General features: G+C 66.8%; 20 protein-coding genes and 1 pseudogene. 4 read left to right on the top strand and 17 right to left on the bottom strand.

The genetic code is table 11. From position 1 onward, the window contains the following. The first annotated feature begins 5 nt into the window (after positions 1-5). Positions 6-572, top strand: a complete 567-nt coding sequence (locus F2P45_RS17480) for a GGDEF domain-containing protein (protein ID WP_166877726.1) — start codon at positions 6-8, stop codon at positions 570-572. On the opposite strand, the gene F2P45_RS36780 is transcribed toward F2P45_RS17480, so the two are convergent. The 4 genes from F2P45_RS36780 to F2P45_RS17465 all read right to left on the bottom strand — a co-directional run bounded on the left by F2P45_RS36780 (position 542) and on the right by F2P45_RS17465 (position 6,604). Beyond that, positions 542-673: a hypothetical protein gene (locus F2P45_RS36780; RefSeq protein ID WP_267877354.1), complete on the bottom strand. Its 132-nt coding sequence runs from the start codon at positions 671-673 to the stop codon at positions 542-544. The genes F2P45_RS17480 and F2P45_RS36780 overlap by 31 nt on opposite strands. A gap of 72 nt (positions 674-745) precedes the next feature. Next, positions 746-2,194, bottom strand: a complete 1,449-nt coding sequence (gene adeC / locus F2P45_RS17475) for an AdeC/AdeK/OprM family multidrug efflux complex outer membrane factor (RefSeq protein ID WP_166877744.1) — start codon at positions 2,192-2,194, stop codon at positions 746-748. Positions 2,195-2,219: 25 nt separating this feature from the next. Then, positions 2,220-5,366 (bottom strand): efflux RND transporter permease subunit, encoded by a 3,147-nt coding sequence (locus tag F2P45_RS17470; protein ID WP_166877724.1) that lies wholly within the window; start codon positions 5,364-5,366, stop codon positions 2,220-2,222. Positions 5,367-5,368: 2 nt separating this feature from the next. Then, entirely contained in the window at positions 5,369-6,604 is a 1,236-nt protein-coding gene (locus tag F2P45_RS17465; RefSeq protein ID WP_166877721.1) for an efflux RND transporter periplasmic adaptor subunit, read from the bottom strand. 265 nt (positions 6,605-6,869) lie between these two features. Here F2P45_RS17465 and F2P45_RS17460 point away from each other — a divergent pair, with 265 nt between their 5' ends. Then, positions 6,870-7,511 carry a CerR family C-terminal domain-containing protein gene (locus F2P45_RS17460; protein ID WP_166877718.1) on the top strand — a complete coding sequence of 214 codons (642 nt, stop codon included), beginning with the start codon at positions 6,870-6,872 and terminating at the stop codon, positions 7,509-7,511. Continuing rightward, a complete protein-coding gene (locus tag F2P45_RS17455) occupies positions 7,498-8,211 on the top strand; it encodes a TetR/AcrR family transcriptional regulator (RefSeq protein ID WP_166877715.1) in 714 nt (237 codons plus the stop codon). Before F2P45_RS17460 ends, F2P45_RS17455 begins: the two co-directional genes overlap by 14 nt. 34 nt (positions 8,212-8,245) lie before the next feature. On the opposite strand, the gene F2P45_RS17450 is transcribed toward F2P45_RS17455, so the two are convergent. The 3 genes and pseudogenes from F2P45_RS17450 to fabI form a co-directional block, all read right to left on the bottom strand. Then, positions 8,246-8,875 (bottom strand): Rossmann-fold NAD(P)-binding domain-containing protein, encoded by a 630-nt coding sequence (locus F2P45_RS17450; RefSeq protein WP_166877713.1) that lies wholly within the window; start codon positions 8,873-8,875, stop codon positions 8,246-8,248. Positions 8,876-8,946: 71 nt separating this feature from the next. Continuing rightward, positions 8,947-9,498: an SMI1/KNR4 family protein gene (locus tag F2P45_RS17445; RefSeq protein ID WP_166877710.1), complete on the bottom strand. Its 552-nt coding sequence runs from the start codon at positions 9,496-9,498 to the stop codon at positions 8,947-8,949. Between the two features lie 166 nt (positions 9,499-9,664). Next, a pseudogene (gene fabI, locus F2P45_RS17440) lies at positions 9,665-10,438 on the bottom strand (enoyl-ACP reductase FabI). A gap of 225 nt (positions 10,439-10,663) precedes the next feature. On the opposite strand from fabI, the gene F2P45_RS17435 reads away from it, so the two are divergent. Further along, complete coding sequence (locus tag F2P45_RS17435; protein ID WP_166877707.1) at positions 10,664-11,500, top strand: universal stress protein; 837 nt, start codon at positions 10,664-10,666, stop codon at positions 11,498-11,500. A gap of 45 nt (positions 11,501-11,545) precedes the next feature. Here F2P45_RS17435 and F2P45_RS17430 read toward each other — a convergent pair whose 3' ends face one another. The 10 genes from F2P45_RS17430 to F2P45_RS17385 all read right to left on the bottom strand — a co-directional run bounded on the left by F2P45_RS17430 (position 11,546) and on the right by F2P45_RS17385 (position 23,775). Then, a complete protein-coding gene (locus F2P45_RS17430; protein WP_166877705.1) occupies positions 11,546-14,233 on the bottom strand; it encodes an HAD-IC family P-type ATPase in 2,688 nt (895 codons plus the stop codon). A 158-nt stretch (positions 14,234-14,391) separates the two neighbouring features. Further along, entirely contained in the window at positions 14,392-16,788 is a 2,397-nt protein-coding gene (locus F2P45_RS17425) for a phosphoketolase family protein (RefSeq protein WP_166877702.1), read from the bottom strand. Then, complete coding sequence (locus F2P45_RS17420) at positions 16,781-18,001, bottom strand: acetate/propionate family kinase (protein WP_166877699.1); 1,221 nt, start codon at positions 17,999-18,001, stop codon at positions 16,781-16,783. The genes F2P45_RS17425 and F2P45_RS17420 overlap by 8 nt, the downstream gene beginning before the upstream one ends. A gap of 234 nt (positions 18,002-18,235) precedes the next feature. Beyond that, positions 18,236-18,610: a hypothetical protein gene (locus F2P45_RS17415; protein ID WP_229505133.1), complete on the bottom strand. Its 375-nt coding sequence runs from the start codon at positions 18,608-18,610 to the stop codon at positions 18,236-18,238. Between the two features lie 161 nt (positions 18,611-18,771). Next, positions 18,772-19,797, bottom strand: coding sequence for an FAD:protein FMN transferase (locus F2P45_RS17410; RefSeq protein ID WP_166877696.1), 1,026 nt, complete (start codon positions 19,795-19,797; stop codon positions 18,772-18,774). Positions 19,798-19,837: 40 nt separating this feature from the next. Continuing rightward, entirely contained in the window at positions 19,838-20,275 is a 438-nt protein-coding gene (locus F2P45_RS17405) for a c-type cytochrome (protein ID WP_166877693.1), read from the bottom strand. 31 nt (positions 20,276-20,306) lie between these two features. Further along, positions 20,307-20,816 (bottom strand): nitrous oxide reductase accessory protein NosL, encoded by a 510-nt coding sequence (locus tag F2P45_RS17400; RefSeq protein WP_166877691.1) that lies wholly within the window; start codon positions 20,814-20,816, stop codon positions 20,307-20,309. Further along, on the bottom strand, positions 20,801-21,637 hold the full coding sequence (locus tag F2P45_RS17395) for an ABC transporter permease (RefSeq protein WP_188130171.1): 837 nt from the start codon (positions 21,635-21,637) through the stop codon (positions 20,801-20,803). The genes F2P45_RS17400 and F2P45_RS17395 overlap by 16 nt, the downstream gene beginning before the upstream one ends. Continuing rightward, positions 21,621-22,532 carry an ABC transporter ATP-binding protein gene (locus tag F2P45_RS17390; RefSeq protein ID WP_223164769.1) on the bottom strand — a complete coding sequence of 304 codons (912 nt, stop codon included), beginning with the start codon at positions 22,530-22,532 and terminating at the stop codon, positions 21,621-21,623. Before F2P45_RS17390 ends, F2P45_RS17395 begins: the two co-directional genes overlap by 17 nt. Further along, positions 22,522-23,775: a nitrous oxide reductase family maturation protein NosD gene (locus tag F2P45_RS17385; RefSeq protein WP_166877736.1), complete on the bottom strand. Its 1,254-nt coding sequence runs from the start codon at positions 23,773-23,775 to the stop codon at positions 22,522-22,524. Before F2P45_RS17385 ends, F2P45_RS17390 begins: the two co-directional genes overlap by 11 nt.

Raw genomic sequence — 23,775 nt, 5'->3', positions numbered from 1 at the left:
GGCATATGGAATACCTGCTCTCGACCGACGTGACGGCGGCGCGCCGGCACGAGGCCAACCTGAAGACGCTAGCCCATACCGACACCCTGACCGGCCTGCCGAACCGGCGCAGCTACGAAGCCGAACTGGAAGCGGCCCTGGGCCGCAGTGTGCGCAACCGCAGCGGCATGGCGCTGATGTTCCTCGATATCGACCGCTTCAAGCAGATCAACGATACGCTCGGCCACGCCGGCGGCGACGAGGTGCTGCGCGAATTCGCCCGGCGCCTGCTGCGCACCGTGCGCAAGACCGACACGGTATCGCGCCTGGCGGGCGACGAATTCACCATCATTCTGGAATGCGTGCGCTCGCCCGAGGAAAGCGCCAGGGTCGGCGCCAAGATCGTCGAGGCCATGCGGCCGCTGTTTTCGGTGGGCGAGATGGCGCGCCAGGTCTCGACCAGCATCGGCATCGCCTGGACCAACAGCGCCGCCCACGATGCGCGCGCCTTGTCGACCCGGGCCGATGCGGCCCTGTACCAGGCCAAGGAGGCCGGACGCAATCAGTTCTGCGTGGCGGCGGCGCCCAAATAGACGCGGATGCTGCGGCCCAGCCTGTGCGGTGCGGCGCATTCGATGAAGCCGGGCGTCGAGCAAAAGATCGAGGCCAGGTTCGCGCGATTGCGCTCGATCAAAAGAAAATCCCGCTACGGGCAAACGCCTGTAGCGGGATTGATGACGATCACGACACTAACGTGAAAACTGAACTAACCCTTCGTCGCCACCGTCGCGCCATCGCTTGCCTGCCAGCCGCCGCCAAGCACCTTGTACAAGGTGACCCGGCTGGTCTGCTCGGCCAGTCTGACCGAAATCAGGCCCTGCTGCGCCGCATACAGCGCGCGCTGGGCGATCAACGCATTCTGGAAGGTATCGGCGCCGTTTTTATAGCGCGCCTCGTAGATGCGGTAGCTCTTGTCGGACGCTTCCACCAGTTGCTGCTGGGCGTTCAGGCGCTCGTCGACCGTGCCGCGCTGGGCCAGCGCATCGGCCACTTCGCGAAACGCCACCTGGATGGTTTTCTCGTACTGCGCCACCCCGATGTCGCGGCTGACCTTGGCCACTTCCAGGTTGGCGCGGTTGGCGCCGCCATTGAAGATCGGCAGGCTGATCGAGGGCGCAAAACTCCACGCGCCCGAGCCGCTGTCGAACAGGCCCGACAGGCTGTTGCTGGCGCTGCCGGCCTGCCCGGTCAGGGTAATGCGCGGGAAAAACGCCGCGCGCGCCGCGCCGATATTGGCGTTACTCGCTTGCAGGGTGCGTTCGGCGGCCAGCACGTCCGGCCGGCGGTACAGCAAGTCGGACGGCAAGCCGGCGCCGACCTCAAGCAGCGCGGTCACGCCGGTCAGGCCGGACGGCGGCAGCAGCTCTACCGGGATGGCGGCACCGGCCAGCAGGGTCAGCGCGTTCCGGTCCTGCGCCACCTGCGCCGAGTAGGCGGCCGCATCGGCGCGCGCCGTTTCCACGGTGGTGCGCGCCTGGTACAGGTCCAGCCCGGCCGCGGCGCCGGCCTTGACCCGGCTCTCGCTCAGTTCGAGCGAACGCTGCTGGCTCGACAAGGTCTGGCGCGCCAGGGCCAGCCGTTCCTGGTCGGCCATCAGGGTCAGGTAGGCGCTGGCCACCTCGGCCACCAGCGCAATCTGCACGCTGGCGCGCGCTTCCTCGGTGCCCAGGTAGGTTTGCAGCGCCACTTCCGACAGGCTGCGCACGCGCCCGAACAGGTCGACCTCCCACGCGGCCACGCCCAGGTTGACGCCGTATTGCCGGCTGACGCCGCCCTGCCCGCCCACGCTCAGATTATCGGCCGAACGCTGGGCGTTCTGGCTGGCGCCCAGCGCCACCGACGGCAGCAGCGCGGCGCGCTCGATGCGGTACTGGGCGCGCGCCTTGTCGATATTGAGCGCCGATACGCGCAGATCGCGGTTGTTGGCCAGGGCCAGGGCGATCAGTTTTTTCAGGCGCTCGTCGGCGAAGTAATCGCGCCAGGCGATCTCCGCCGCAGGCGTACCCTGGGCGCCCTGCGCCGGAGTCGCCGTGCCGGTAGGCCAAGCCGCAGCGACCGGGCTTACCGGCTGCTGGTACTTGGGCATCATTGTGCAGCCGCTGATCACGGCTGCGAGTACGGTCAGTGTCAGGGTCGAACCCATCACGCTTGTCATCACACTCGTCCATTGCTTGTTCATCTTAATGGCCTTCCACGGTAGCGGCGGCAGGCACGGGCGCCGCCTTGTTTTTGCGGACCACGAACGCGCGGACCACCACGAAGAACACCGGCACGAAGAAGATGCCCAGGAAGGTCGCGCTCAGCATCCCGCCCAGCACGCCGATGCCGATGGCGTTCTGGCTGGCCGAACCGGCGCCGCTGCTGATCGCCAGCGGCAACACGCCAAGGCCGAAGGCGATCGAGGTCATCAGGATTGGACGCAGGCGCAGGTGCACCGCTTCCAGGGTCGCTTTCTTCACGTCCATGCCGCCGTCTTCCAGTTCCTTGGCAAACTCGACAATCAGAATCGCGTTCTTGGCGGCCAGGCCGACCACCGTCAGCAGTGCGACCTGGAAATACACATCGTTCGACATGCCGAACACCATCGTGCCGAGCACGGTACCGAGCACGCCCAGCGGCACGACCAGCAGCACCGAGAACGGAATCGACCAGCTTTCATACAGCGCGGCCAGGCACAGGAACACGATCAGCAGCGACATCGCGTACAGCATGGTGGTCTGCGAACCGGCGGCGCGCTCTTCGATCGAGACGCCGTTCCACTCGTAGCCGATGCCCGGCGGCAACTTGGCCACCAGCGTTTCCATTTCCAGCATGGCGTCGCCCGAACTGAAGCCGGGTGCCGCCTCGCCCTGGATGTTCAGCGACGGCGTCCCGTTGTAGCGTTCCAGGCGCGGCGAGGCGTTGATCCACTTGCCGGTGGCAAAGCTCGAGAACGAGACCATCTCGCCTTTGGCGTTGCGCGCGTACCATTTGCCGATGTCTTCCGGCGCCATGCGCGCGTCCGGGATACCCTGCATGTAGACTTTCTTCACGCGGCCGCGGTCGATGAAGTCGTTCACATACGCGCCGCCCCACGAGGTCGACAGCACGCTGTTGATATCGGCCACCGACAAGCCCAGCGCGCTGGCTTTTTCCTGGTCCACTTCCAGCTTGTACTGCGGCGAGTCTTCCAGGCCGTTGGGACGGACCTGGGTGACGATCTTGCTTTGCGCGGCCATGCCGAGCAACTGGTTACGCGCGCCCATCAGCGCGTCGTGGCCGAGGCCGCCTTCATCCTTGAGCATCAGATCGAAGCCGTTGGCGTTACCAAGCTCCATCACGGCAGGCGGGGCGATCGCGAACACCATCGCATCCTTGATCTGCATGAAGCGGCCCATGGCCTTGCCGACCACGGCCGGCGCGCGCAGGCTGTCGTTGCCGCGCTCGTCGAAGTCCTTGAGCTTGACAAACGCCATGGCCGCGTTCTGGCCGTTACCGGCAAAGCTGAAGCCGGCCACCGAAAACACCGATTCCACCGCGTCCTTCTGGTCGTTCAGATAATGCTGCTCGACTTGCTCGACCACCTTGAGCGTGCGCTCCTGGGTAGCGCCGACCGGCAGTTGTACCAGGGTGTACAGGATGCCCTGGTCTTCCGCCGGCAGGAACGAGGTCGGCAGGCGCAGGAAGCCGACCGCCATCACCAGCGCCAGGATGGCGTACACGACCAAGGTGCGGCCGGTGCGCGCGATCAGCGTGCCGACCCAGCCCTGGTAGCGCCGGCTGCCCTTGTCGAAACTGCGGTTGAACCAGCCGAAAAAGCCGGTGGAAGCGGCCTTGTGGCCTTTTTCGACCGGCTGCAACAAGGTGGCGCACAGGGCCGGCGTGAAGACCATCGCCACCAGCACCGACAACACCATCGCCGAGACGATCGTGATCGAGAACTGGCGGTAAATCACGCCGGTCGACCCGCTGAAGAAGGCCATCGGCACGAACACGGCAGACAATACCAGCGCGATGCCGACCAGGGCGCCGGTGATCTGGCCCATCGATTTCCTGGTCGCTTCCTTGGGCGAGAGCCCTTCTTCGCTCATGATGCGTTCGACGTTTTCGACAACGACGATGGCGTCATCGACCAACAGGCCGATCGCCAGCACCATGGCGAACATGGTGAGCGTATTGATCGAATAGCCGAGAATGCTGAGCACACCGAAAGTACCGAGCAGCACGACCGGCACGGCCATGGTGGGAATCAGGGTGGCGCGGAAATTCTGCAGGAACAGGTACATCACCAAAAAGACCAGCACGATTGCTTCGACCAGGGTCTTGACCACTTCCTCGATCGACAGCTTGACAAACGGCGAGGTGTCGAAGGCAACCACGGCTTTCATCCCGGCCGGGAAGTTCTTTTCCATCTCCGCCATGCGGGCCTTGACCTTGGTGGCGGTATCGAGCGCGTTGCCGCCGGTGGCGAGCTTGATGGCCACGCCGGCCGCCGACTTGCCATTGAAGCGCGCCACGATGCTGTAATTCTCGCTGCCGAGTTCCATCGTGGCCACGTCGCGCAGGCGCACCACGGCGCCGTCGGCCCGGGTTTTCAGCAAAATGGCGCCGAACTGTTCCTTCGTTTGCAGGCGGCTCTGGGCCGACACGGTGGCGTTCAGCTGCTGGCCGGGACGCGATGGCGCGCCGCCCAGTTCGCCAGCCGACACCTCGGCATTCTGGGCGCGGATGGCGTTGCTGACGTCATCGGGTACCAGCTGGTAGCTGAGCAACTTGGCCGGATCGAGCCAGATGCGCATCGCGTACTGGGAGCCGAACTGGGTCACTTCACCCACGCCATCGACCCGGCTGAGCGAATCGACCACGCTCGACGCCACGTAGTCGCCCAGGTCGGCTTCGCTCATGGCGCCGTTTTCCGAAACGAAACCGAGCACCATCAGGAAGTTCATGGTGGCCTTGCTCACCACCAAACCCTGCTGCGTGACAGCGGCCGGCAGCAGCGGCGTTGCCAGTTGCAGCTTGTTCTGCACCTGGACCTGGGCGATGTCGGGATCGGTGCCGTTCTTGAAGGTCAGCGTGATGCCGATGGCGCCACTCGAATCGCTACTCGACGACATGTATTGCAGGCCGTCGATCCCCTTCATTTTTTGTTCGATGACCTGGGTCACGGCGTCTTCCACCGTCTTGGCGGACGCGCCCGGATAACTGCCGCTGATCGAAATCGACGGTGGCGCAATGCTCGGGTACTGCGACACCGGCAAGCCGAAGATGGCCAGCACGCCGCCCAGCATGATCACCAGCGCAATGACCCACGCGAAGATCGGACGGTCGATAAAGAAACGGGCCATGGTTATGCTCCCGCCGGGGTGGTGCCGCCATCCGTGCCGGCGCCAGCGGGGGCGCCGGCTGCTGCTGCGCCGCGTGCCGGAGCGGCCGGGGGGACGGCCACGGCGGGCGCGCCCGGCTGCACTTGCTGCAAGCCTTCGACGATCACGCGCTCACCCGGCGCCAGGCCGGCGTTGACCACCCAACGGTCGCCCACGGCCGCGCCCGTGCTCAGCACGCGCTGCTCGACCTTGTTTTCCTTGTTCAATACCAGGGCGGTCGCTTCGCCGCGCTGGTTGCGCGTCACCCCCACCTGCGGCACGGTGATGGCCTTTTCGTCGAGCCCACTATCGAGCACGGCGCGCACATACATGCCGGGCATCAGTTCGCCTTTGGGATTCGGGAACAGCGCGCGCAAAGTGACGTTGCCTGTGCCGGCATCGACACTCACGTCGGCGAACTGCAGCTTGCCCTGGGCGGCGTACTTGCTGCCGTCGGCCAGCAGCAGGCTGACCGAGGCCTGGCCGCCATCGGCCTGTTTCAGTTTGCCCGATTCGAAACGGCGGCGCAGCGCCAGCAGTTCGGTGCTGGACTGGGTCACGTCCACATAGATCGGGTCGAGCTGCTGGACGGTGGTCAGCGCGCCGGCCTGGCCGGCGGTCACGAGGGCCCCGGCGGTCACATTCGAGCGGCTGATATGGCCGCTGATCGGCGCATACACATTGGTGTACTTCAGGTTGATATTGGCGACGTCGAGCGCGGCCTTGGCCGCTTCGACATCGGCGCGCGCCTGGGCGGCGCTCGCCAGCGCGTCTTCGTAATCCTGCTTGCTCACCCCTTCGATGGCCAGCAGGTCCTTGTAGCGTGCCGCTTTCGGCTCGGCCGCCAGTGCGCGCGCCCTGGCGCTGGCCAGGCTCGCCTTGGCCGAGTTCACCGACGCGACAAAACTGGCCGCATCGATCTGGTACAGCGCCGTACCGGCCTTGACGGTGGAGCCTTCCACGAACAGGCGCTTGAGAATCAAGCCGCCGACCTGGGGCCGCACTTCGGCCACCTGGTAAGCCGAGGTGCGCCCGGCCAGCTCGGTGGTGACCGTCATCGCTTGGGCCACGACCGTGTGCACCACGACTTGCGGCGGGCCTGGCGGTGGCGGTGCGGGCGGGGCTTTTTTGCCGCAGGCGGCCAGCAGGACGGCTATACCAAGGGCGAGAGCGACGCCGGCGGCTGGCTTCTCGCGGCGGAGAAATTGGTTCGATTGCATGTGGACTTTCTTTCGTTGAACGGTTGGTGCCTGTCGCGATCGCCTGAACTGCCGCTGGCGGCACCAAACAAGTGTTTCAAACAAGCGTTTAATACGACTGTATCAAACACCTGTTTAGTTGTCAACCAGAAAGTGCAGCGTGATAATGCGGCATGCCCGGCGCGCCAGCGGAAACGCATGGACAAGCCAGGGGCTGCTATGTACAATTCAAAAATCAGAAATTAAACACACGTTTAATTCGAAAAAACCAGGAGTGCCCTGAAACATGAAAGCTGACGACAACGATGTCCGCAATCGCATTATCACTGCGGCCACCGAGTGCTTTGCCGAGAGCGGCTTCAAGGCGACGTCGGTGCGCAAGATCTGCGAGCGTGCCGGCGCCAACCTGGCGATGGTCAACTATTACTTTGGGAGCAAGGACGGGCTGTACGTGGCGATCATCGACCGCGAAGGCGGCGCCGAGGAAATGGACGAGCTGACGGTGCCGGCACGCGACCAGTCGGTTCCCGCAGCGCGCCGCCTGGGCGACCTGATCGAGCGCCTGATGGTCGACATGATGACCGCCGGTCCGCACTCGCTCATTTCCAGGCTGATCAGCTGGGAACTCGTGGCGCCAACGCCCGCCCTGCGCCACATCGTCGACACCCTGATCCTGCCGCTGCAGGTGGTGATGCTCGAACTGGTGCGCGAACTCGCGCCGCCGGGCACGCGCGATATCGAGATCCGCAACAATCTGTTCAGCATCCTCGGTCAGTTGTTGTATTACGACCATTCGCGGCCGGTCAATGAACTGCTGGCGCCCGAGATGGTGTACGACGAAGCCGGCATCCGCACCATCGCGCGCCATGTGACCGCGTTTTCGCTGCGCGCGCTGGGCGCGGCCGATGGGGATCATGGAACACCTTGACGCCGCCAGCCTGCGGCAGCGCCCGGCGCCCGCCGCCAACACGCGCTTGCACCAGACGCACGCCACCGGCTCGCACACGCGCAAGCGCCTGCTGCTGGTCGCGCTCAAGCTGTTCGGCGAGCGCGGCTACGCCAACACCTCCACCCGCGCCATAGCGCAGGCGGCGCGCGTGAACATCGCCTCGATCAGCTACTACTTCGACAGCAAGGAAGGCCTGTACTGCGCCGCGCTCGACCAGCTGGTGTTCGCATCAAGGCTGGACGTGTCGGCATTGACCGCGCCCGGCCAGTCCATCGGCACCCTGCTGCACGATTTGTTTTCATCCCTCCTGGCTCCCTTGCGCAAAGGCCGCACGGCCGGCTTTGCCGTGCGCCTGTGCCTGCACGAACTGATCGCGCCGACGCCCGTGTGCCGCGACAAGATCGCCCCCGTGATCCGCGACAGCCACCAGGCGCTGATCGGCGTGCTGCGCAGCCACATCGGCGCCAGCGATGCGCACGAGGATGTATCACGCCTGGCGTTTACGATTCTGGGCATGGCGATCCAGCCCCTGATGATGCGCGACGTGATCGACGGCATTCATCCCGGTTTGCTGCAATCGGATGCGGCACTGGATAGTTGGATCGCGCGCATGGTGGAAGGTTCCACGGCGATGATCGCCGCCGAACAGCGCAGGCTGGCGATGTTGTCGGGGACATGACAGCGGAGCTCCCGCCCCGCCCTCTTGTTACGCCTCACAGCAGTTGCTCGGACCCCAGCACATGCACACCTGGCGTGGCACTGACGGCCGCTTCCAGCAAGGCCGCGGCAATCGCCGCCGCCGGATTGAGGCGGCAGCGGCGCGGCAGCACGGGGCCGAACAGCGCCAGCGAGTGCATCATCAGCCACTCGCCCGCACGCACCGTCTCGCGCGCGCCGCCGATCAGGCCCGGACGCGCGCAGGTCAGCGAGGCGAAGCCGAGGCTGGCCAGTTCGCGCTCCAGCTCCCCTTTGACCCGGTTGTAGAAGAAGCGCGACGACGGGTCCGCGCCGATCGCCGAATTCAACACATATGTGCGCGTGCCCGCCCCGGCAGCCAGGCGCGCCACGGCCAGCGGATAGTCGTAGTCGACGCGCCGGAACGCATCCTCGCTTCCGGCCTGCTTCATGGTGGTGCCGAGCGTGCAGATGACGGCGTCGGCGCGCCACCAGGGCGCGTCCGGCGGCAGATGGGCAAAATCGGCCATCGGCGCCGACAGTTTGGGATGCGGCGCCAATGCCCGCCGCGTTGGCGCCACAACGGACGCAACGCGCGCATCGTCCAGCGCCAGCCGCAGCACATGCCCGCCGACCAAGCCGCTTGCACCGGCAAGAAGTAGCTTCATCGTCCGTTCCCGATCATCGCAGCCCGCCGCACGCCGTCAATCCCACGCCAGTTGCGCATGCGGCCTCCGGCTCACTCTTTTACGTCAAGATATTGACCATTCCATCGCGCGCGTTCGAGCCAGGCGACATAGATGTCCATATATTCCGGGAAGCTGTTCGCCAGCAGGCGCTTGACATCCTCATCCCGGCCGAAGGCGATGACTTGCCCCGGCTGCCCGAGCAGATCGGGATCAAGATCGAGACCGACGTGATTGCCACCATAATCATGGGTCAGCGCAATCCAGGCGGGATTGGTGTACATGGGTTTGATGGTCCCGGCGGGCTCCGACCCCATCGAATCGGCGCAGTCGGCGTTCATCGCCTCTTCGTCGAGCTCACGCCAGCCATCCCACTGCTGTTGAATGCCGGCGATGGACAGCAGCGTATAGCCGTCAACCAGCCCGGTACCATCTTGCCCATCGTGAATGGCGAGAAAGCGTTTCACCGGATCGGGCAAGACGACGCCGAGATGCCGCTCAAGCTGCGCAATGGCTTGCGGGTCCGCTCCCGGACGCAAGGCCATCTTGTCCAGGCAGCCGAGTTCGGCCAGACGGCGCTCGATGCGCGCCCATAGTTGTTCCATCGTCATTCCCCAATGTGTGTGCCGGTAGTGAACAAGCGCAGCGATGCCGCAATTGCCAATTGGCCATTGTATCTTAGCGGTACGGATCAACAACAAAGTCAGGCGCCCCGATTTCCCGTCCCGCGCAGGAGATGAATGTATGACGACCCGCGTCCGGCCGCCTTGCTCAGCCGAGGATATGGTAGCCGGCATCGACGTACAGCGTGTTGCCCGTCATCGCGCTGGACCCGTCGCCGGCCAGGAACGCGCACAACGCGCCGACGTCGGCGATGTCGACCAGGCGCCGCATCGGCGCACGCTGCGCCGCCTGCGCAAGCAGCGCGTCGAAATGCGGTATGCCCGAGGCCGCGCGGGTGGCCAGCGGGCCTGGGGAGACGGCGTTGACCCGGATGCCCCCGGGGCCCAGTTCGGCAGCGAGGTAGCGCACGCTGGCCTCCAGCGCCGCCTTTACCGGCCCCATCAGGCCATAGTCGGAAATGACCTCTTCCGCGCCCACATAACTCATCGTCATCAGGCTGCCCCCCTCCTTCATCAGCGGCTGGGCCAGCCGCGCCATGCGCGCAAACGAGTGGCACGAGATATCCATGGCGCGCGCGAAGCCCTCGCGCGAGCTGTCGACTACGCGGCCGTGCAGGTCGCTTTTGGGCGCGAAGGCGATCGAGTGCAGCAGGAAATCGAGGCGCCCCCAGCGCGCGCCGATGGCGTCGAACACCGCCTCGAGCTGGCCAGGCTGCTCCACATCCAGTGCCAGCACGATGCCGGCGTCCACTTCCCGCGCCAGCGGCTCGACGTACGGACGCGCCTTGTCGTTAAACCAGGTGACGGCCAGTTCGGCCCCGGCCGCGTGGAACGCGCGCGCGCAGCCCTACGCGATGCTGTGCTCGTTCGCAATACCAACGACCAGGCCTTTTTTCCCCTTGAGCGAGAGCGCTTCGGTCATCTTGATTCCTTCCATTGTTAGTTGCAAACATTCAAGCAGGCGCGCATCGGGCTGCGCCTTCATCGTATACGACCGCTGTCCGGCATGCCGGTTCGGCACGGCGGCGCCGGTATTGTGCGCGTCATCGCTGCGAATGGCGTGCGGCTTGATGCACATCAAGTGGCAATTCCGATGGCAGGGCGTAAATTCGATCGAGTGACCTATTCACTTTCCAAGGAGCTGACGATGTACAAAACCATTCTGGTCCATGTCGATGGCAATGCCCGCTCGGCCGCGCGCGTGGAGTTCGCCGCGCGCTTCGCCCTCGCCAACGACGCCCATCTGGTGGGCCTTGCGCCGACCGGACTGTCGGCGTTGATGTATCCCCTCAGCGCCATGGGCGCGGCCATGCCACCGGTCGCGTTCCCGATCGACGAGATCCGTGACAGCGCCGAGCGTTCGCTGGACCTGTTCGACAGCCGCGCGCGCCAGCTGGGGGTGGCTTCGCCGGAGCGGCGGCTGGTCGACGAGGAGACCGGAGACGGCCTATGCCTGCAGGCCAGGTACGCCGACCTGGTGGTCATCAGCGCGCCGACGGCCGGCGACGCGGTCCTCTTCATGCGTCCCGATTACACCGAGTACGTCCTGCTCAACTGCGCCCGGCCGGTGCTGGTGCTGCCGGCCGCCGGCGCCGGCGGCGCGATCGGAAAACGCGTGACCGTGGCATGGAACGGCAGCGTGGAGGCGGTGCGCGCCATCAGCGGCGCGCTCGCCCTGCTGCAGGGTGCGGCGCAAGTGGACCTGGTCGTGGTCGGCAAGAACGACCAGCAAGACCTGCGAGGCGAACAGCCCGGCGCCGACATCGCGCTCTACCTGGCGCGGCACGGGATCAAGGTCGACCTGAGCACCGTCCACGGCGGTGGCGACGACGGCGAGGCGCTGTTGTCGTTCGCGGCCGAAAAAGGTTCCGACCTGATTGTCATGGGCGCCTTCGGCCACTCGCGATTGCGCGAATTCGTGCTCGGCGGCGTGAGCCGCACGGCACTGCGCTCGTCGCCGATACCGTTGTGGATGGCGCATTGAACAGCGGCGCGCGGCCGCCTGCCGCGCCTGCGCACCCCGGCCGCCCTACAAGCGCAGGCGGATCTGCTTCTCGATTTCGACGATGGCAAACAGGGCGATGCCCACGCCGACAATGAGCACGCCGTCGGCCACGCCGATGGCGCGCGTTCCGAACAGCGCTTGCATGGGCGCCAGATAGGTAATGCCGAACTGCGCCACGGTGACGATGGCGATCGTGATCCACACCGCCCTGGTGCCGCGCAGGGCCTTCCAGGTCAGCGAGGTTCCGTAAATGTTGCGAATGAAGAAGAGGTGGAAAATCTCCATCACCACCAGGGTGTTGAGCGCCATGGTACGGGCCAGTTCGATCGGATAGCCGCGCGCGAGCGCGTAGCTGAAGATACTGAACACCCCCGCCAGGAACAGCAGCGCGACGAGCACGATGTGCCATGCCAGCGCCGCTCCGATGAGCGACTCGCTGCGCCGGCGCGGGGGCCGGCGCATGGTGTTTTCCTCGGTCGGCTCGAATGCCAGCGCGACCCCGAGCGTGGAGGCGGTGATCAGGTTGACCCACAGGATCTGGATCGGCGTCACCGGCAGTGTCATGCCGAACAGGAGCGCGACGACGATGGTGGCGGCCTCGCCGGCGTTGGTCGGCAGGGTCCAGCTGATGACTTTCTTGATATTGTCGTAGACGGTCCGCCCTTCCCGCACCGCCGCCACGATGGAGGCGAAGTTATCGTCGGCCAGCACCAGCTGGGCCGCTTCCTTGGCCGCCTCGCTGCCTTTGCGTCCCATCGCGATGCCGGCGTCGGCGCGCTTGAGCGCGGGTGCGTCGTTGACCCCGTCGCCGGTCATGGCCACGCTCATGCCTTGCGCCTGCAGCGCCATCACCAGGCGCAGTTTATGTTCCGGACTGGTGCGCGCAAAAATATCGCAGGCCAGGACCGCGCCGCGCAGCGCGGCGTCGTCCATGCGATCGAGGTCGGCGCCGGTGAGCACCGCGCTGTGATGCACCAGCCCCACTTGCCTGCCGATGGCAGCCGCGGTTTTCGCATGGTCGCCCGTGATCATTTTCACGGCGATGCCGGCCAGGTGGCATTGCGCGATCGCGGCGACCGCTTCGGGGCGCGGCGGATCGATCATCCCGACCATCCCGAGCATGGTGAGCGCGCCCTCGACATCGGCATGCGCGAGCACCGTCTTGTCGTCCGCTACGGCCAGCGCGGCAAATGCCAGCACCCGTTGTCCGCACCCGGCAATCGCCTCGGCCCGGCCTTCCCAGTAGGCCCGGTCCAGCGCCTCGCTGGCGCCGCCGGCTGCGCGCTGGGCGCGGCACATCCCGAGAATGCGCTCCGGTGCGCCTTTCACGTACACCGAGGCGTGCTGCGCGTGATCATGCTGCAGGGTCGCCATGAAGCGGTGCCTGGCATCGAAGGCGATCGCATCGGTACGGCGCCAGGCGCGCCGCGCGGCGCGCCCCTCGACCCCGAGCTTGCCCGCGAACGCCAGCAAGGCCCCTTCCATCGGGTCCCCTTCCACCGTCCAGGCATCGTCGCGGCAAGCCAGTTCGGCGTCGTTGCACAGCGCCGCGGCCATGGCCAGTTCATCGAGGACGGCATACTCGGCGGCGTCGACCTGCGCCGTATCGAGCCGCAACACGCCCGCCGGCGCGTAGCCGTCGCCGTCCACGGTCAGCACGTGCCGGTCCGTGACGACCGTGGCCACCACCATCTCGTTGCGCGTCAGGGTGCCGGTCTTGTCGGTGCAAATGACCGAGACCGAGCCGATCGCTTCGATGGCCGGCAGGCGCCGCACGATGGCGTTGCGGCGCGCCATCGACTGCACTCCGAGCGCCAGGGTAATCGTCATCACGGCCGGCAAACCCTCGGGAATGGCCGCCACCGACAAGCCCACCACCACCATGAAAATCTCGCCGAAAGCCTGGCCGCCGACGACATAGCCGTACAACAGCAGCAAGCTGGCGACCAGCAGGATCAGGGCGGTCAGCCACCTGGAGAGCACGCTCATCTGTTCCACGAGGGGCGTGGCCGGCTGCTCGACCGCGCCGAGCATGCCGCCGATATGGCCGATCTGGGTGGCCGTCCCGGTGGCCACCACCACCCCGTGGCCCTGGCCGGTGGCGACGATAGTGCCGGAAAACAGCATGCAGCTGCGCTCGCCCAGAGCCGCGCCGGCGGCCACCGGGCCGCACTGCTTGTCGACCGTCGCCGATTCGCCCGTCAGGACCGCTTCCTGCACCGACACGCCGTGGGCCGTGAGCAGGCGCAGGTCGGCGGGCACCTTGTCGCCCGCTTCCACCAGCACGATGTCGCCGGCGACCAGCGCGTCCCCGGGCACGCTCATGCGCTCGCCGCCGCGCAGCACGGTCGCCACCGGCGCGAGCATCCGGCGGATCGCGTCCATCGCCTTTTCGGTCTTGCCTTCCTGGGCGAAGCCGATGACCGCGTTGACCAGCACCACCGCGACGATGACAGCGCTGTCGATCCAGTGCTGCAGCAAGGCGGTGATCGCGGCGCAGGCGATCAGCACATAGATCAGGGCGTTGTTGAACTGGCGCAGGAACACCATCAAGCGGCCTGGCCTGGCGGGGGCAGGCATGCGGTTCGGCCCGCACCGCGCTTGCCTGCGCGCCGCCTCTTCGATGCCCAGCCCGGCCGGGCCGGCGTGTAATTCCTCAAGAACCGCGGCCGTGGACATGGCGTGCCACTGTTTATCGGCGGGCAATGTCATCGTGGACTCCCTGGGTTGTGGTGCGGGCGCGCATGGCGCACACTCATCGGCGGCATCGGCCTGTTTTTACTGGGCATGTGGCTCATGACCGATGGCATGAAAACCGATGCCGGCCCCGCCCCGGACGAACTGCCCTGGGAGTCCGCGCCGGCATGCCGTCATGGCGTGCGTGCGGCGCCATCCGGCCCGGCGCCGGCGCCGGTCCAGCGCCAGTCCAGGATCTCCGGCAGGTCGATGCCGTATTGCTCGATATGGCGCCGGTGCGCGTCGAGCCGCTCGGCCACGAAACGGCGCGCCGCCGCGCGCGCCGGCGCCAGCGCCGCCACCCGCTCGACGATGGCGCCGAACAGGTGGAAGCGGTCGAGCCCGTTGAGCACCGTCATGTCGAACGGGGTAGTGGTGCTGCCCTCCTCGCGGAATCCGTGCACATGCAGGTTGGCGTGATTGGTGCGGCGGTAGGTGAGCCGGTGGATCAGCGCCGGATAGCCGTGATAGGCGAACACGACCGGCTTGTCGGCGCTGAACAGCGCGTCGAACTCCGGGTCCGGCAAGCCGTGCGGATGGGCGTGCGGCGGCTGCAGGGTCATCAGGTCGACGACATTGATCACGCGCAGCCTGAGCGCCGGGAAATGCTGGTACAGCAGTTGCGCCGCCGCCAGCGCCTCGAGCGTGGGAACGTCGCCGGCGCAGGCCAGCACCGCGTCCGGTTCCCCGGCGCCGGCGCTGCCGGCCCACTCCCACACCCCGATGCCGCGCCGGCAATGCGCGATGGCGGCGTCCATGGCGAGCCATTGCTCGGCCGGATGCTTGCCGGCCACGATCACATTGATCAGGTTGCGGCTGCGCAGGCAATGATCGGTCACGGCCAGCAAGGTATTGGCGTCGGGCGGCAGATACACCCGCACGATCTCGGCTTTCTTGTTGACGACATGGTCGATGAAGCCGGGATCCTGGTGGCTGGCACCGTTGTGGTCCTGGCGCCAGACGTGCGACGAGAGCAGGTAATTGAGCGAGGCGACCGGCCGGCGCCAGGCGATGCCGTTGGCCGCCTTGAGCCACTTGGCGTGCTGGTTGAGCATCGAATCGACGATGTGGATGAAGGCTTCGTAGCAGGAAAACATGCCGTGCCGCCCGCTCAGCAGATAACCCTCGAGCCAGCCCTGGCACTGGTGTTCGCTCAGCATTTCCATCACGCGCCCGTCGGGTGCGATGTACTCGTCGCCCGGAACGATCTCGGCCACCGAACAGCGCGGGCTCGCCTCCAGCACCGCATCCCAGCGGTTGGAAGTGGTTTCGTCGGGACTGAACAGGCGGAAATTGTGCATGTTTGCGCGCATCACCTCGCGCAGGTACTGTCCCTGCACCCGGGTCGACTCGGCGCGCAGCGCGCCCGGGCCGGCCAGGCTCAGGGCGAAGCGCGCCGGATCGGGCAGCACCAGGTCGCGCAGCAGCGCGCCGCCGTTGGCGCACGGGTTGGCGCTCATGCGGCGCGTGCCGGCCGGCGCCAGCGCGCGCAGCGCCGGGCGCGGCGCGCCGGCGGCGTCGAACAGCGCGGCCGGCGCGTAGCTTTGCAGCCATTGTTCGAGCAGCGCCAGATGCCCGGGGCGCGCCATGTCGGCGATCGGCACCTGGTGCGAACGCCAGCTGCCCTCGCTCGGCTTGCCGTCGACCTGGCGCGGGCCGGTCCAGCCCTTGGGCGAGCGCAGCACGATCATGGGCCAGCGCGGGCGAGCGCCGAAGCCGTGCGTGCGCGCCTCGTGCCGGATGGCGCGAATGCGCGCGAACACCGTATCGAGCGTGTCCGCCATCAGGCGGTGCATGGCGGGTGGATCGTCGCCCTCGACGAAGAAAGGCTCGTAGCCGTAGCCGGTCATGAGCGCGGCCAGCTCGGCGCGCGGTATGCGCGCCAGCACGGTCGGACCGGCGATCTTGTAGCCGTTCAGGTGCAGGATCGGCAGCACCGCGCCGTCATGCACCGGGTTGAGGAACTTGTTGGCGTGCCAGCTGGTCGCCAGCGGCCCGGTTTCGGCTTCGCCGTCGCCGACCACGCAAGCGACGACCAGGTCCGGATTATCGAAGGCGGCGCCGAAGGCGTGCGCCAGCGAATACCCCAGTTCGCCCCCCTCGTGGATCGAGCCCGGTGTCTCGGGCGCCGCATGGCTGGGAATGCCGCCAGGGAAGGAAAACTGCTTGAACAGCCGGCGCATGCCTTCGGCATCCTGGGCGATGGCCGGATAGACTTCGCTGTAGGTGCCTTCCAGCCAGGCGTTGGCCACCAGGCCGGGGCCGCCGTGGCCGGGACCGGCGACATACAGCACCGACAGGTCGTGCGCCAGGATGGCGCGGTTCAGGTGCGCATAGATGAAGTTCAGGCCGGGCGTGGTGCCCCAGTGCCCGAGCAGGCGCGGCTTGAGGTGGGCCGGCGCCAGCGGCACCCGCAGCAGGGGATTGTCGAGCAGGTAGATCTGTCCGGCCGACAGGTAATTGGCAGCCCGCCACCAGGCGTCGACGCCGTCCAGGGTGGCCGCGCGGGTGGCGGCGCCGATGTCAGTCATGGCCAGCCTCCCCGCGCCCGGCGGCGGCGCCCAGCCAGGCGCACGCTTCATCGGCCAGCATCGCTTCTTCGTCGGTGCGCATGACGCGCACGCTCACCCTGCCCGACGCGGCCGAGATGAGCGCCGCGCCGGCCTCGTTGGCGCCGGCGTCGAGCGCCACGCCCAGATGCGACAGGCCGGCGCACACGCGCGCGCGCACCTCGGCCGCGTGCTCGCCGACCGCGCCGGCGAAAATGAGGGTGTCCACGCCATCGATGGCGCCCGCCATCGCGCAGATGGTCTTGCGCGCCTGGTAGCAGAACATGGCGACCGCTTCGGCGGCGCGGCTGTCGTGCGCGGCGCTGGCGAGCAGCACGCGCAGGTCGGCGCTGGTGCCGGAAATGCCGAGCAGGCCGGACTGGTGATTGACCATGTGGTTGAAGCTTGCGGGACTCATCTGCTCGGTGCGGGCCAGCTGCCAGGCCAGCCCGGGATCGAGATCGCCCGCGCGTTTGCCCATCATCATGCCGCCGGCCGGCGTGAGCCCCATGCTGGTATCGCGGCTCAGTCCGTTCTCGACGGCGGTCACGCTCGCCCCGCCGCCAAGATGGGCGATGAGCACCTTGCCGGCCGCCGCCTGCGCTCCGGCCACGCGCGCCAGTTCGCCCATCAGCCAGGCACAGGACAGGCCGTGGAAGCCGTGGCGCTTCATGCCAAGTGCCTGGTAGCGGCGCGGAATCGGCAAGGTGGCGGCCACCGCCGGCATGCTCGCGTGAAAGTCACTGTCGAAACAGGCAATGTGCGCGCTGTCCGGATAATGGCGGCGCAATCGCTCGATCAGGTGCAGTTCCTGCGGCAGATGGCCCGATTCGCTCGACGTGGCCGCGTACAGGCCGGCCAGCGTGGCCGCGTCGAGCGCGCGCGTGGCCGTTGGGTCGGGTCCGCCGCAGACCACCCGGTGAGCGATCGCTCGCAGCGCCGCCGGGGGCAGGCGCCCGAGCAGCCATTCGACCAGGACATTGGCCGCGGTGACGTGATCGGGAATGGCGAAGCGGCGCTCGAAGCTGTCGCGCGCGCCGCCCTTGACGGCAAAGACGCTGGCGCTGGTGCCGATATCGCTGAGCGCCCCGCGGAACAGCAGCTCGCGTGCCGGGGTGGACTGAAACAGGGCGAACTTGATGCTGGACGTGCCGGCATTGATTGCCAGCAAGTGGGCGTTGTCGGGGGAAGCCATGCTGCTCCTCGGTTTGATGGATGCGGCGGCGGGCGCGGCGGCTGCGCCGTCCCGGCATGGCCCATCATAGGACGGAACGTTTTTCCCATTCTTTGATATACATCAAAACCGTACTAGCCAGCCGTTCCCTGCGGACAGACTTCCCACCGCACTCCCGACGCCAGCGCTACCGAGGCAGACAGCAAAATTGCACCCTGTGCGCCGGGGCGTGCTGCGCTGCGGGAGAAAACGCGCTTACTTCAGCAGAATCGCCTTGCGGTACGGCGCCATCGGCGGACGCGGGAACTGCACGCCGGTGTACGCGCTGCGGAAGCACGCTGCCTTGGCGTTCTCGACATCGGTCATGGTTTTGGTGACCTTGCCTTCGGCGTCGAGCACCAGCACGATCGTGACCGGATATTTCGACTTGCCGTGGCAATTGCCTTTTTGATCGAGCTTGCGCTCGTTGTTGAAGGCGATCGATTCGTTTTCGTACTTGGTCGCCTTGGCGTTCGGGAACTGGGCGTCGAACTTGGACATCTCGCCGGCAAAATCAGGATTCTTCGGCGACGGCGCTTCCACCGCGTTCGGGTCGGCCTGCTTGGTGCCGGTGGTTTCGCAACCTGCCATCAGTACCGCGGCGCACAGCATTGAAATTTTGATTAAGTGATTACGCAAGTTGTTTCTCCGGTGGTGATAGTGGAATCAACTGGGCTGATGCAGCCGCATGTTGTCGAATCGCTATTGTAGCCGTAAGTCATTTTTGCGATATTTTGATTCCCGCACGGAAACTATTCGGGCGTCACCCTGCCCTGCCGCGCCCGCATCGCCGCCGTGGCATGCACCCGGCCCTGGGCGTCGATCAGCATCACCTCGGACAGGCCCATCCGCGCGGCCATCGCTTGCCAGCCGGCCGGGCCGGTGATGAACATCGGTTTCGAGTTGCCGTCCGAACGCAGTCCGGCGTCCGTCCCGCCCGCCGTGATGATGGTGACCGAGGCCACCAGGTCGATCGGATAGCCGCTGCGCGGGTCGATGATGTGCGGGTGGCGCTTGCCGTCTTTCATGAAATAGCGCTGGTAGTCGCCGCTGGTGCCCATGGCTTCGTTGTCGCGCAGTTCCACCTGGGCCACGGCGCCGGCCGCGCGCGGGTCCTTGATGCCGACCCGCCATGGCCGCCCGCCCGGCTGGCCGATGGCGATCAGGTTGCCGCCCACATTCACCAGCGCCGCCTCGACCCCGCCGCGGCGCAAGATCAGCGCGGCGCGGTCGAGCGCGTAGCCCTTGGCGTAGCCGCCCAGGTCGATCATGACCGCCTTGTTGGTGCTCGACACCGTGTTGCCCTGGTAGCGCAGGTGCGCCATGCGCGGACGCGCGTCGAGCCAGCGCCGGATCTCGGCCGCCGGCGGCGCCTGGGGCGCGATGTCGCTGCTCTGGAAGCCCCACAGACGGATCAGGCGCCCGATGGCCGGGTTGAACAGGTTGCCGGAACGCTCGGCCAGCACAGTCGCCGATTGCAGCAGGCCGACCATTTCGGCGTCGGCGGCGAAGGGCTCGCCGCGCGCGATGGCGTCGTTGAGCGAGGTGAGCATGCTCGGCTGCCACGAATGGTACTTGTGATGCAGGCGGTCGAATTCGTTGAGTACCTCGCCGCTGAGCGCGGCCGCGCGCTCGGGCGAGCCGCCGTAGATGCTGATCTCGACCTTTGTACCGAACACGTGGCCGCGCGTGCGGTGCACGGTGCCGGCGCGCTGGCAGGCGGCCAGTCCCAGCAGGCACAGCGCCGCCAGGAACAACAATCGTTGAAAGGTGCGCATGGCGCTCTCCGTGACAGGGCGGCAGCGCCGCCCGGGGCGATCAGTGCGCCTTGCTGACCATGAAATCGACCACCGACTTGATTTCCTCATCCTTGAGGGCGGCGTTGCCGCCGCGCGCCGGCATCATGTTCAGGCCATTCGTGGCGTTGGTGTACAGCACGTCGATGCCCTTGGCGATGCGCGGCGTCCAGGAGGGCTTGTCGCCCAGTTTCGGCGCGCCCATGACCGCCGCGGCGTGGCACGAAGCGCACGAGGCGGTGTAGATCTTTTCGCCGGCGGCCAGCACGTCTGCGCTGGGAGCGGCGGGGGCCGGCGCAGTCGCCGCAGCAGGCGCGGGAGCGGGAGCGGGAGCGGGAGCGGGAGCGACGGCCGGTGCCGGGGCGACGGCCGTCGCGGCGGTATCGGGCGCAGGCGCCTTGTCGCCGCACGCGGCCAGCGCCGCAACCATCAGCAGGGAAAGCAAAGTCGTAGTTTTCATGATGTAGTTCCAGTCGTTAAAAAACGGACGGTCAATGGCGCATGTCGCCGCCGGCATGGCCGGTGTCGAGCATGGACGCCGTGATCTGGCTGTAGGGCAACACCTTGCCGCCCTCGGCTTTGGCGAAGGCGGCCGCCTGGGCGGGATCCGAGAAAGATCCGAAGGTCGGCCCCATCGAGCCCTGCTTCTTGCTGCCGACCACATACAGCGCCTCCTTGGCCGCGATCCAGGCGCCGCTCGGCTTGTCCCACGCCGTCTTGCCCATGTCCTGCACGAAGGCGCCGGCGATGCGGCGCTTGTGCTCGGGCGCGAGCAGGACCGTGAACAGTTCCATCAGGTCGCAATAATGATCGGCCTTGCCTTCGGCGTAATGGATCTGCGCCTTGGGTCCGGGAAAGTCGAGCAGCACCATGCCGTCCAGCGCGCAGGCGGTGTCCGCGCCAGGCTCCTGGGCGGTGGCGGTCAGGGCCGGCTCGCTGCACGCGGCCAGCAGGCCGGCGGTGGCCAGCGCCGCCAGCAGGCGGCTCATCTTGAGGGACATTTGAAACTCCAGTTGGCAAGTAAGAAGGGAAGCACGACCCACGCGGCCATGATCGCCAGCAGCGCGGCCGGCTCAAGCAAGCCGCCCGGCATGACGGTGGCCAGTCCGTACAGGCTCTGCGCCTGTTCCGAACTGAAAATATTGAGCAGCCGGAACACGTCGGCCGGATTGAGCATCAGCAGCGCCGCGAAGGTGTTGCTGCCCAGGCTGCCCTGGCTGAGCACCAGCGCACCCATCAGCAGCAAGTCGAAAATCAGCACGAAAAAGAACCACAGGCCGATCGCCACCCCGCTGGCGCGCACGCGGTCGAGCGCGAGCACCGACACCAGCATCGAGATGCTCAGGAAGGCCATGCCCATCAAAATCGCGCTACCCACGAAACCGGCGTAGTGGTAGCCGTCGCGCACGGTCAGTTCGGCCGCCAGCGGCAGCAGGCCGGCGCCAAAACCGAGCACGGTGGAGCTGGCCAGCGCGGCGGACAAGCCGCAATACTTACCCAGCAAAATCTCGAAGCGGGTGATCGGCATCGACAGCATCAGTTCCAGCGACCCGCGCTCGCGCTCGCCGACGATGGCGTCGTAACCGAGAATGAGTGCGATCAGCGGCACCAGGTAGATCACCAGGCTGACCAGGCTGGCCACCGTGACGTCGATGCTGCGAAAGCCCACCTCGCCCTGCTGCGACGCGCCGAAGTAGGCGATCGCCAGCGCGAACAGGGCGAAGATGACGGCCACGGCCACCACCCAGCGGTTGCGGATGCGGTCGCGGAATTCCTTGGCGGCGATCACGCGCACCTGGCCCCACTCAATGCGCGCGTGCATGCTGGCCTCCGTAACCGAGAAACAGGTCTTCCAGCGACGGTTCGCGGATAGTCACATCAAGCAGCATCGGGGCCAGCGCGGCCAGTACCGGCGCCTTGAGCGCGGCGGCGCAGGCGATGCTGGCGCAGTCGCCATCGACGATGATGGTCAGCCCGGCCAGGTGCGCCAGCGCCGGCCCGGCCCGGTCGCCGCAGCCGGGCAGCAGCCGCGCCTCGATGTGCGAGGGCAGCACCTGGCGCGCGCGCAGCTCGGCCAGGGTGCCGAGCGCGGCCACCTTGCCGGCGTCGAGAATGACCAGGCGGTCGACCCGGTCCTGGATTTCGGCCAGGATGTGCGAGGTGATCACGATGGTGGCGCCGCGCCCCTGCGCCTCGCGCAGGATGCTGTAGAAATCGGCGATGCCTTCCGGGTCGAGCCCGTTGGTCGGTTCGTCGAGGAAGATCAGTTCCGGGTCGCCCAGCAGCACTTGCGCAAAGCCGAGCCGCTGGCGCATGCCTTTCGAATACGTGTGCAGGCGGCGCCCGCAAGCGTCGGCCAGGCCGACCCGGCGCAGCACCCGGCCGCATTCGGCGCGCGCAACCCGCTTGAGGTCGGCGAACAGGTGCAGCACTTCCAGGCCGGTCAGGTTGTCGTAGCTGACAAAACTCTCCGGCAGATAGCCGATGCGGCGCCGCACCTGGCGAAACTGCGCGCTGGAGGTTGCCACGCCGTTCATGCGCACCGCGCCGGCGCTGGCCGGCAGCAGGCCGAGCATCAGCTTGAACAGAGTGCTCTTGCCGGCGCCGTTGTGGCCGATCAGGCCGAACATCTCGCCCTGGCCGATGGTCAGCGAGACATTCCGGATCGCCTCGACCGGGCCGAAGGATTTGCTCACGGCCTCAAGTTCAATGGACATGTTTGTCATTCCAACGTTGCCATTCAAGATTATTTGGCCGCATGCGCGGATGCTTGTCGACCACGCTGGGCGCGCGCAGCACGGGAAACTGGCGCGCCACGAAGCGCAAGGTGCTCACCGACGGACTGGAGAGGAGCAGCTTGACCAGCGGGTATTGCCAGTTGAGGCGGTCGACCAGGTCGTTCGCTTCGTAGGGCACGTCGCCGGCGCCGTCGCCGCCCTGGTCCCAGCCGTTGTAGCCGCTCCAGTAATTGCCGCGCGTGCGGCCCCATGCCACATCGCGCGCGGCCACGAACTTGACCGCCTCTTCGTTGCCGATGAAGTCGTTGCCATCGACCGCGTTGTTCGACGATCCGGCCGACAGGTGCACGCCGGTGCGGTTGTTGATGACCACGTTGTTGCGCAGCACGTTGTACTCGGCGTCGTAGATGAAAAAACCGCGCCCGTTGGCCGCCACGACATTGTTTTCGATCACGGAATCCTGGATGGTGCGCAGCATGATGCCGTGGTCCTCGTTGCCCCAGGCCACGTTGTTGCGCACCACCAGGTTGCGCACTTCCATCAGCGCCAGTCCGCCCCGGTTCTGGTAGGACTCGTTGTTTTCCCAGGTGCTGTGGTTGGTGTTCATGTAGTGGGTGCCGTAGCGCAGGTGGTGGATCTTGTTGCCACGGAACAGGGCGTGACGCGAGAGGTCGACGTAGATGCCGTCGCGCGCGTAGCTGATGTTGTTGTCGATCACGTCCACATGGGCGCTGTTGTAGACCTGGATGCCGTTGCCGCGCGCGGCCGATTGCAGGTCGCGCTTGCCGGTGATGGTGTTGCCGCTCAGCGTGGAATGGTCCGATTTATCCAGAAAGACGCCGAACAGGGTGTAGCTGAGCACGCAGTTGCGCAGGACCAAGCGGTCGGAACCCGGCAGCACGTGCACGCCCGCGTTCTGGCGGTCGAGATCGGCGCCGCTGTCGCGCAGGATCAGGCCGTCGATGGTGACATCGCTGCTGGCGACCCGGATCACGTCGCCGCTGTTCTGGGCGCTGATGGTGGGACGCTCCTGGCCGCGCAGGGTCAGCGGCTTGTCGATCAGCAGGCGCTCGTTGTAGAGGCCGCGCGCGATCAGAATGGTATCGCCCGCCGCCGCCGCCCGCACGGCGGCGCCGATCGACTCGCCCGCGCGCACTTGCAGCACGGCGGCGCAGGCGCTGCCGGCGCACAGGGCCAGCAGCAAACCGAAGGCGGCGCGCAT

It is taken from the genome of Massilia mucilaginosa, assembly GCF_011682145.1.
Classification (GTDB): domain Bacteria; phylum Pseudomonadota; class Gammaproteobacteria; order Burkholderiales; family Burkholderiaceae_D; genus Telluria_A; species Telluria_A mucilaginosa.
This window is presented reverse-complemented; position numbering and strand designations above follow the sequence as displayed.

Bases quoted from the DNA above. Each gene is read 5' to 3' on its own strand.
- F2P45_RS17465 (WP_166877721.1), bottom strand. From the start codon at position 6,604: ATGCAATCGAACCAATTTCTCCGCCGCGAGAAGCCAGCCGCCGGCGTC.
- F2P45_RS17405 (WP_166877693.1), bottom strand. From the start codon at position 20,275: ATGAAAACTACGACTTTGCTTTCCCTGCTGATGGTTGCGGCGCTGGCC.
- F2P45_RS17455 (WP_166877715.1), top strand. From the start codon at position 7,498: ATGGAACACCTTGACGCCGCCAGCCTGCGGCAGCGCCCGGCGCCCGCC.
- F2P45_RS17415 (WP_229505133.1), bottom strand. From the start codon at position 18,610: ATGGCAGGTTGCGAAACCACCGGCACCAAGCAGGCCGACCCGAACGCG.
- F2P45_RS17425 (WP_166877702.1), bottom strand. From the start codon at position 16,788: ATGACTGACATCGGCGCCGCCACCCGCGCGGCCACCCTGGACGGCGTC.
- F2P45_RS17410 (WP_166877696.1), bottom strand. From the start codon at position 19,797: ATGCGCACCTTTCAACGATTGTTGTTCCTGGCGGCGCTGTGCCTGCTG.
- F2P45_RS17390 (WP_223164769.1), bottom strand. From the start codon at position 22,532: ATGTCCATTGAACTTGAGGCCGTGAGCAAATCCTTCGGCCCGGTCGAG.
- F2P45_RS17470 (WP_166877724.1), bottom strand. From the start codon at position 5,366: ATGGCCCGTTTCTTTATCGACCGTCCGATCTTCGCGTGGGTCATTGCG.
- F2P45_RS17395 (WP_188130171.1), bottom strand. From the start codon at position 21,637: ATGCACGCGCGCATTGAGTGGGGCCAGGTGCGCGTGATCGCCGCCAAG.
- adeC (WP_166877744.1), bottom strand. From the start codon at position 2,194: ATGACAAGCGTGATGGGTTCGACCCTGACACTGACCGTACTCGCAGCC.
- F2P45_RS17435 (WP_166877707.1), top strand. From the start codon at position 10,664: ATGTACAAAACCATTCTGGTCCATGTCGATGGCAATGCCCGCTCGGCC.
- F2P45_RS17450 (WP_166877713.1), bottom strand. From the start codon at position 8,875: ATGAAGCTACTTCTTGCCGGTGCAAGCGGCTTGGTCGGCGGGCATGTG.
- F2P45_RS17430 (WP_166877705.1), bottom strand. From the start codon at position 14,233: ATGACATTGCCCGCCGATAAACAGTGGCACGCCATGTCCACGGCCGCG.
- F2P45_RS17445 (WP_166877710.1), bottom strand. From the start codon at position 9,498: ATGGAACAACTATGGGCGCGCATCGAGCGCCGTCTGGCCGAACTCGGC.
- F2P45_RS17385 (WP_166877736.1), bottom strand. From the start codon at position 23,775: ATGCGCGCCGCCTTCGGTTTGCTGCTGGCCCTGTGCGCCGGCAGCGCC.
- F2P45_RS17460 (WP_166877718.1), top strand. From the start codon at position 6,870: ATGAAAGCTGACGACAACGATGTCCGCAATCGCATTATCACTGCGGCC.
- F2P45_RS17420 (WP_166877699.1), bottom strand. From the start codon at position 18,001: ATGGCTTCCCCCGACAACGCCCACTTGCTGGCAATCAATGCCGGCACG.
- F2P45_RS17400 (WP_166877691.1), bottom strand. From the start codon at position 20,816: ATGTCCCTCAAGATGAGCCGCCTGCTGGCGGCGCTGGCCACCGCCGGC.
- F2P45_RS17480 (WP_166877726.1), top strand. From the start codon at position 6: ATGGAATACCTGCTCTCGACCGACGTGACGGCGGCGCGCCGGCACGAG.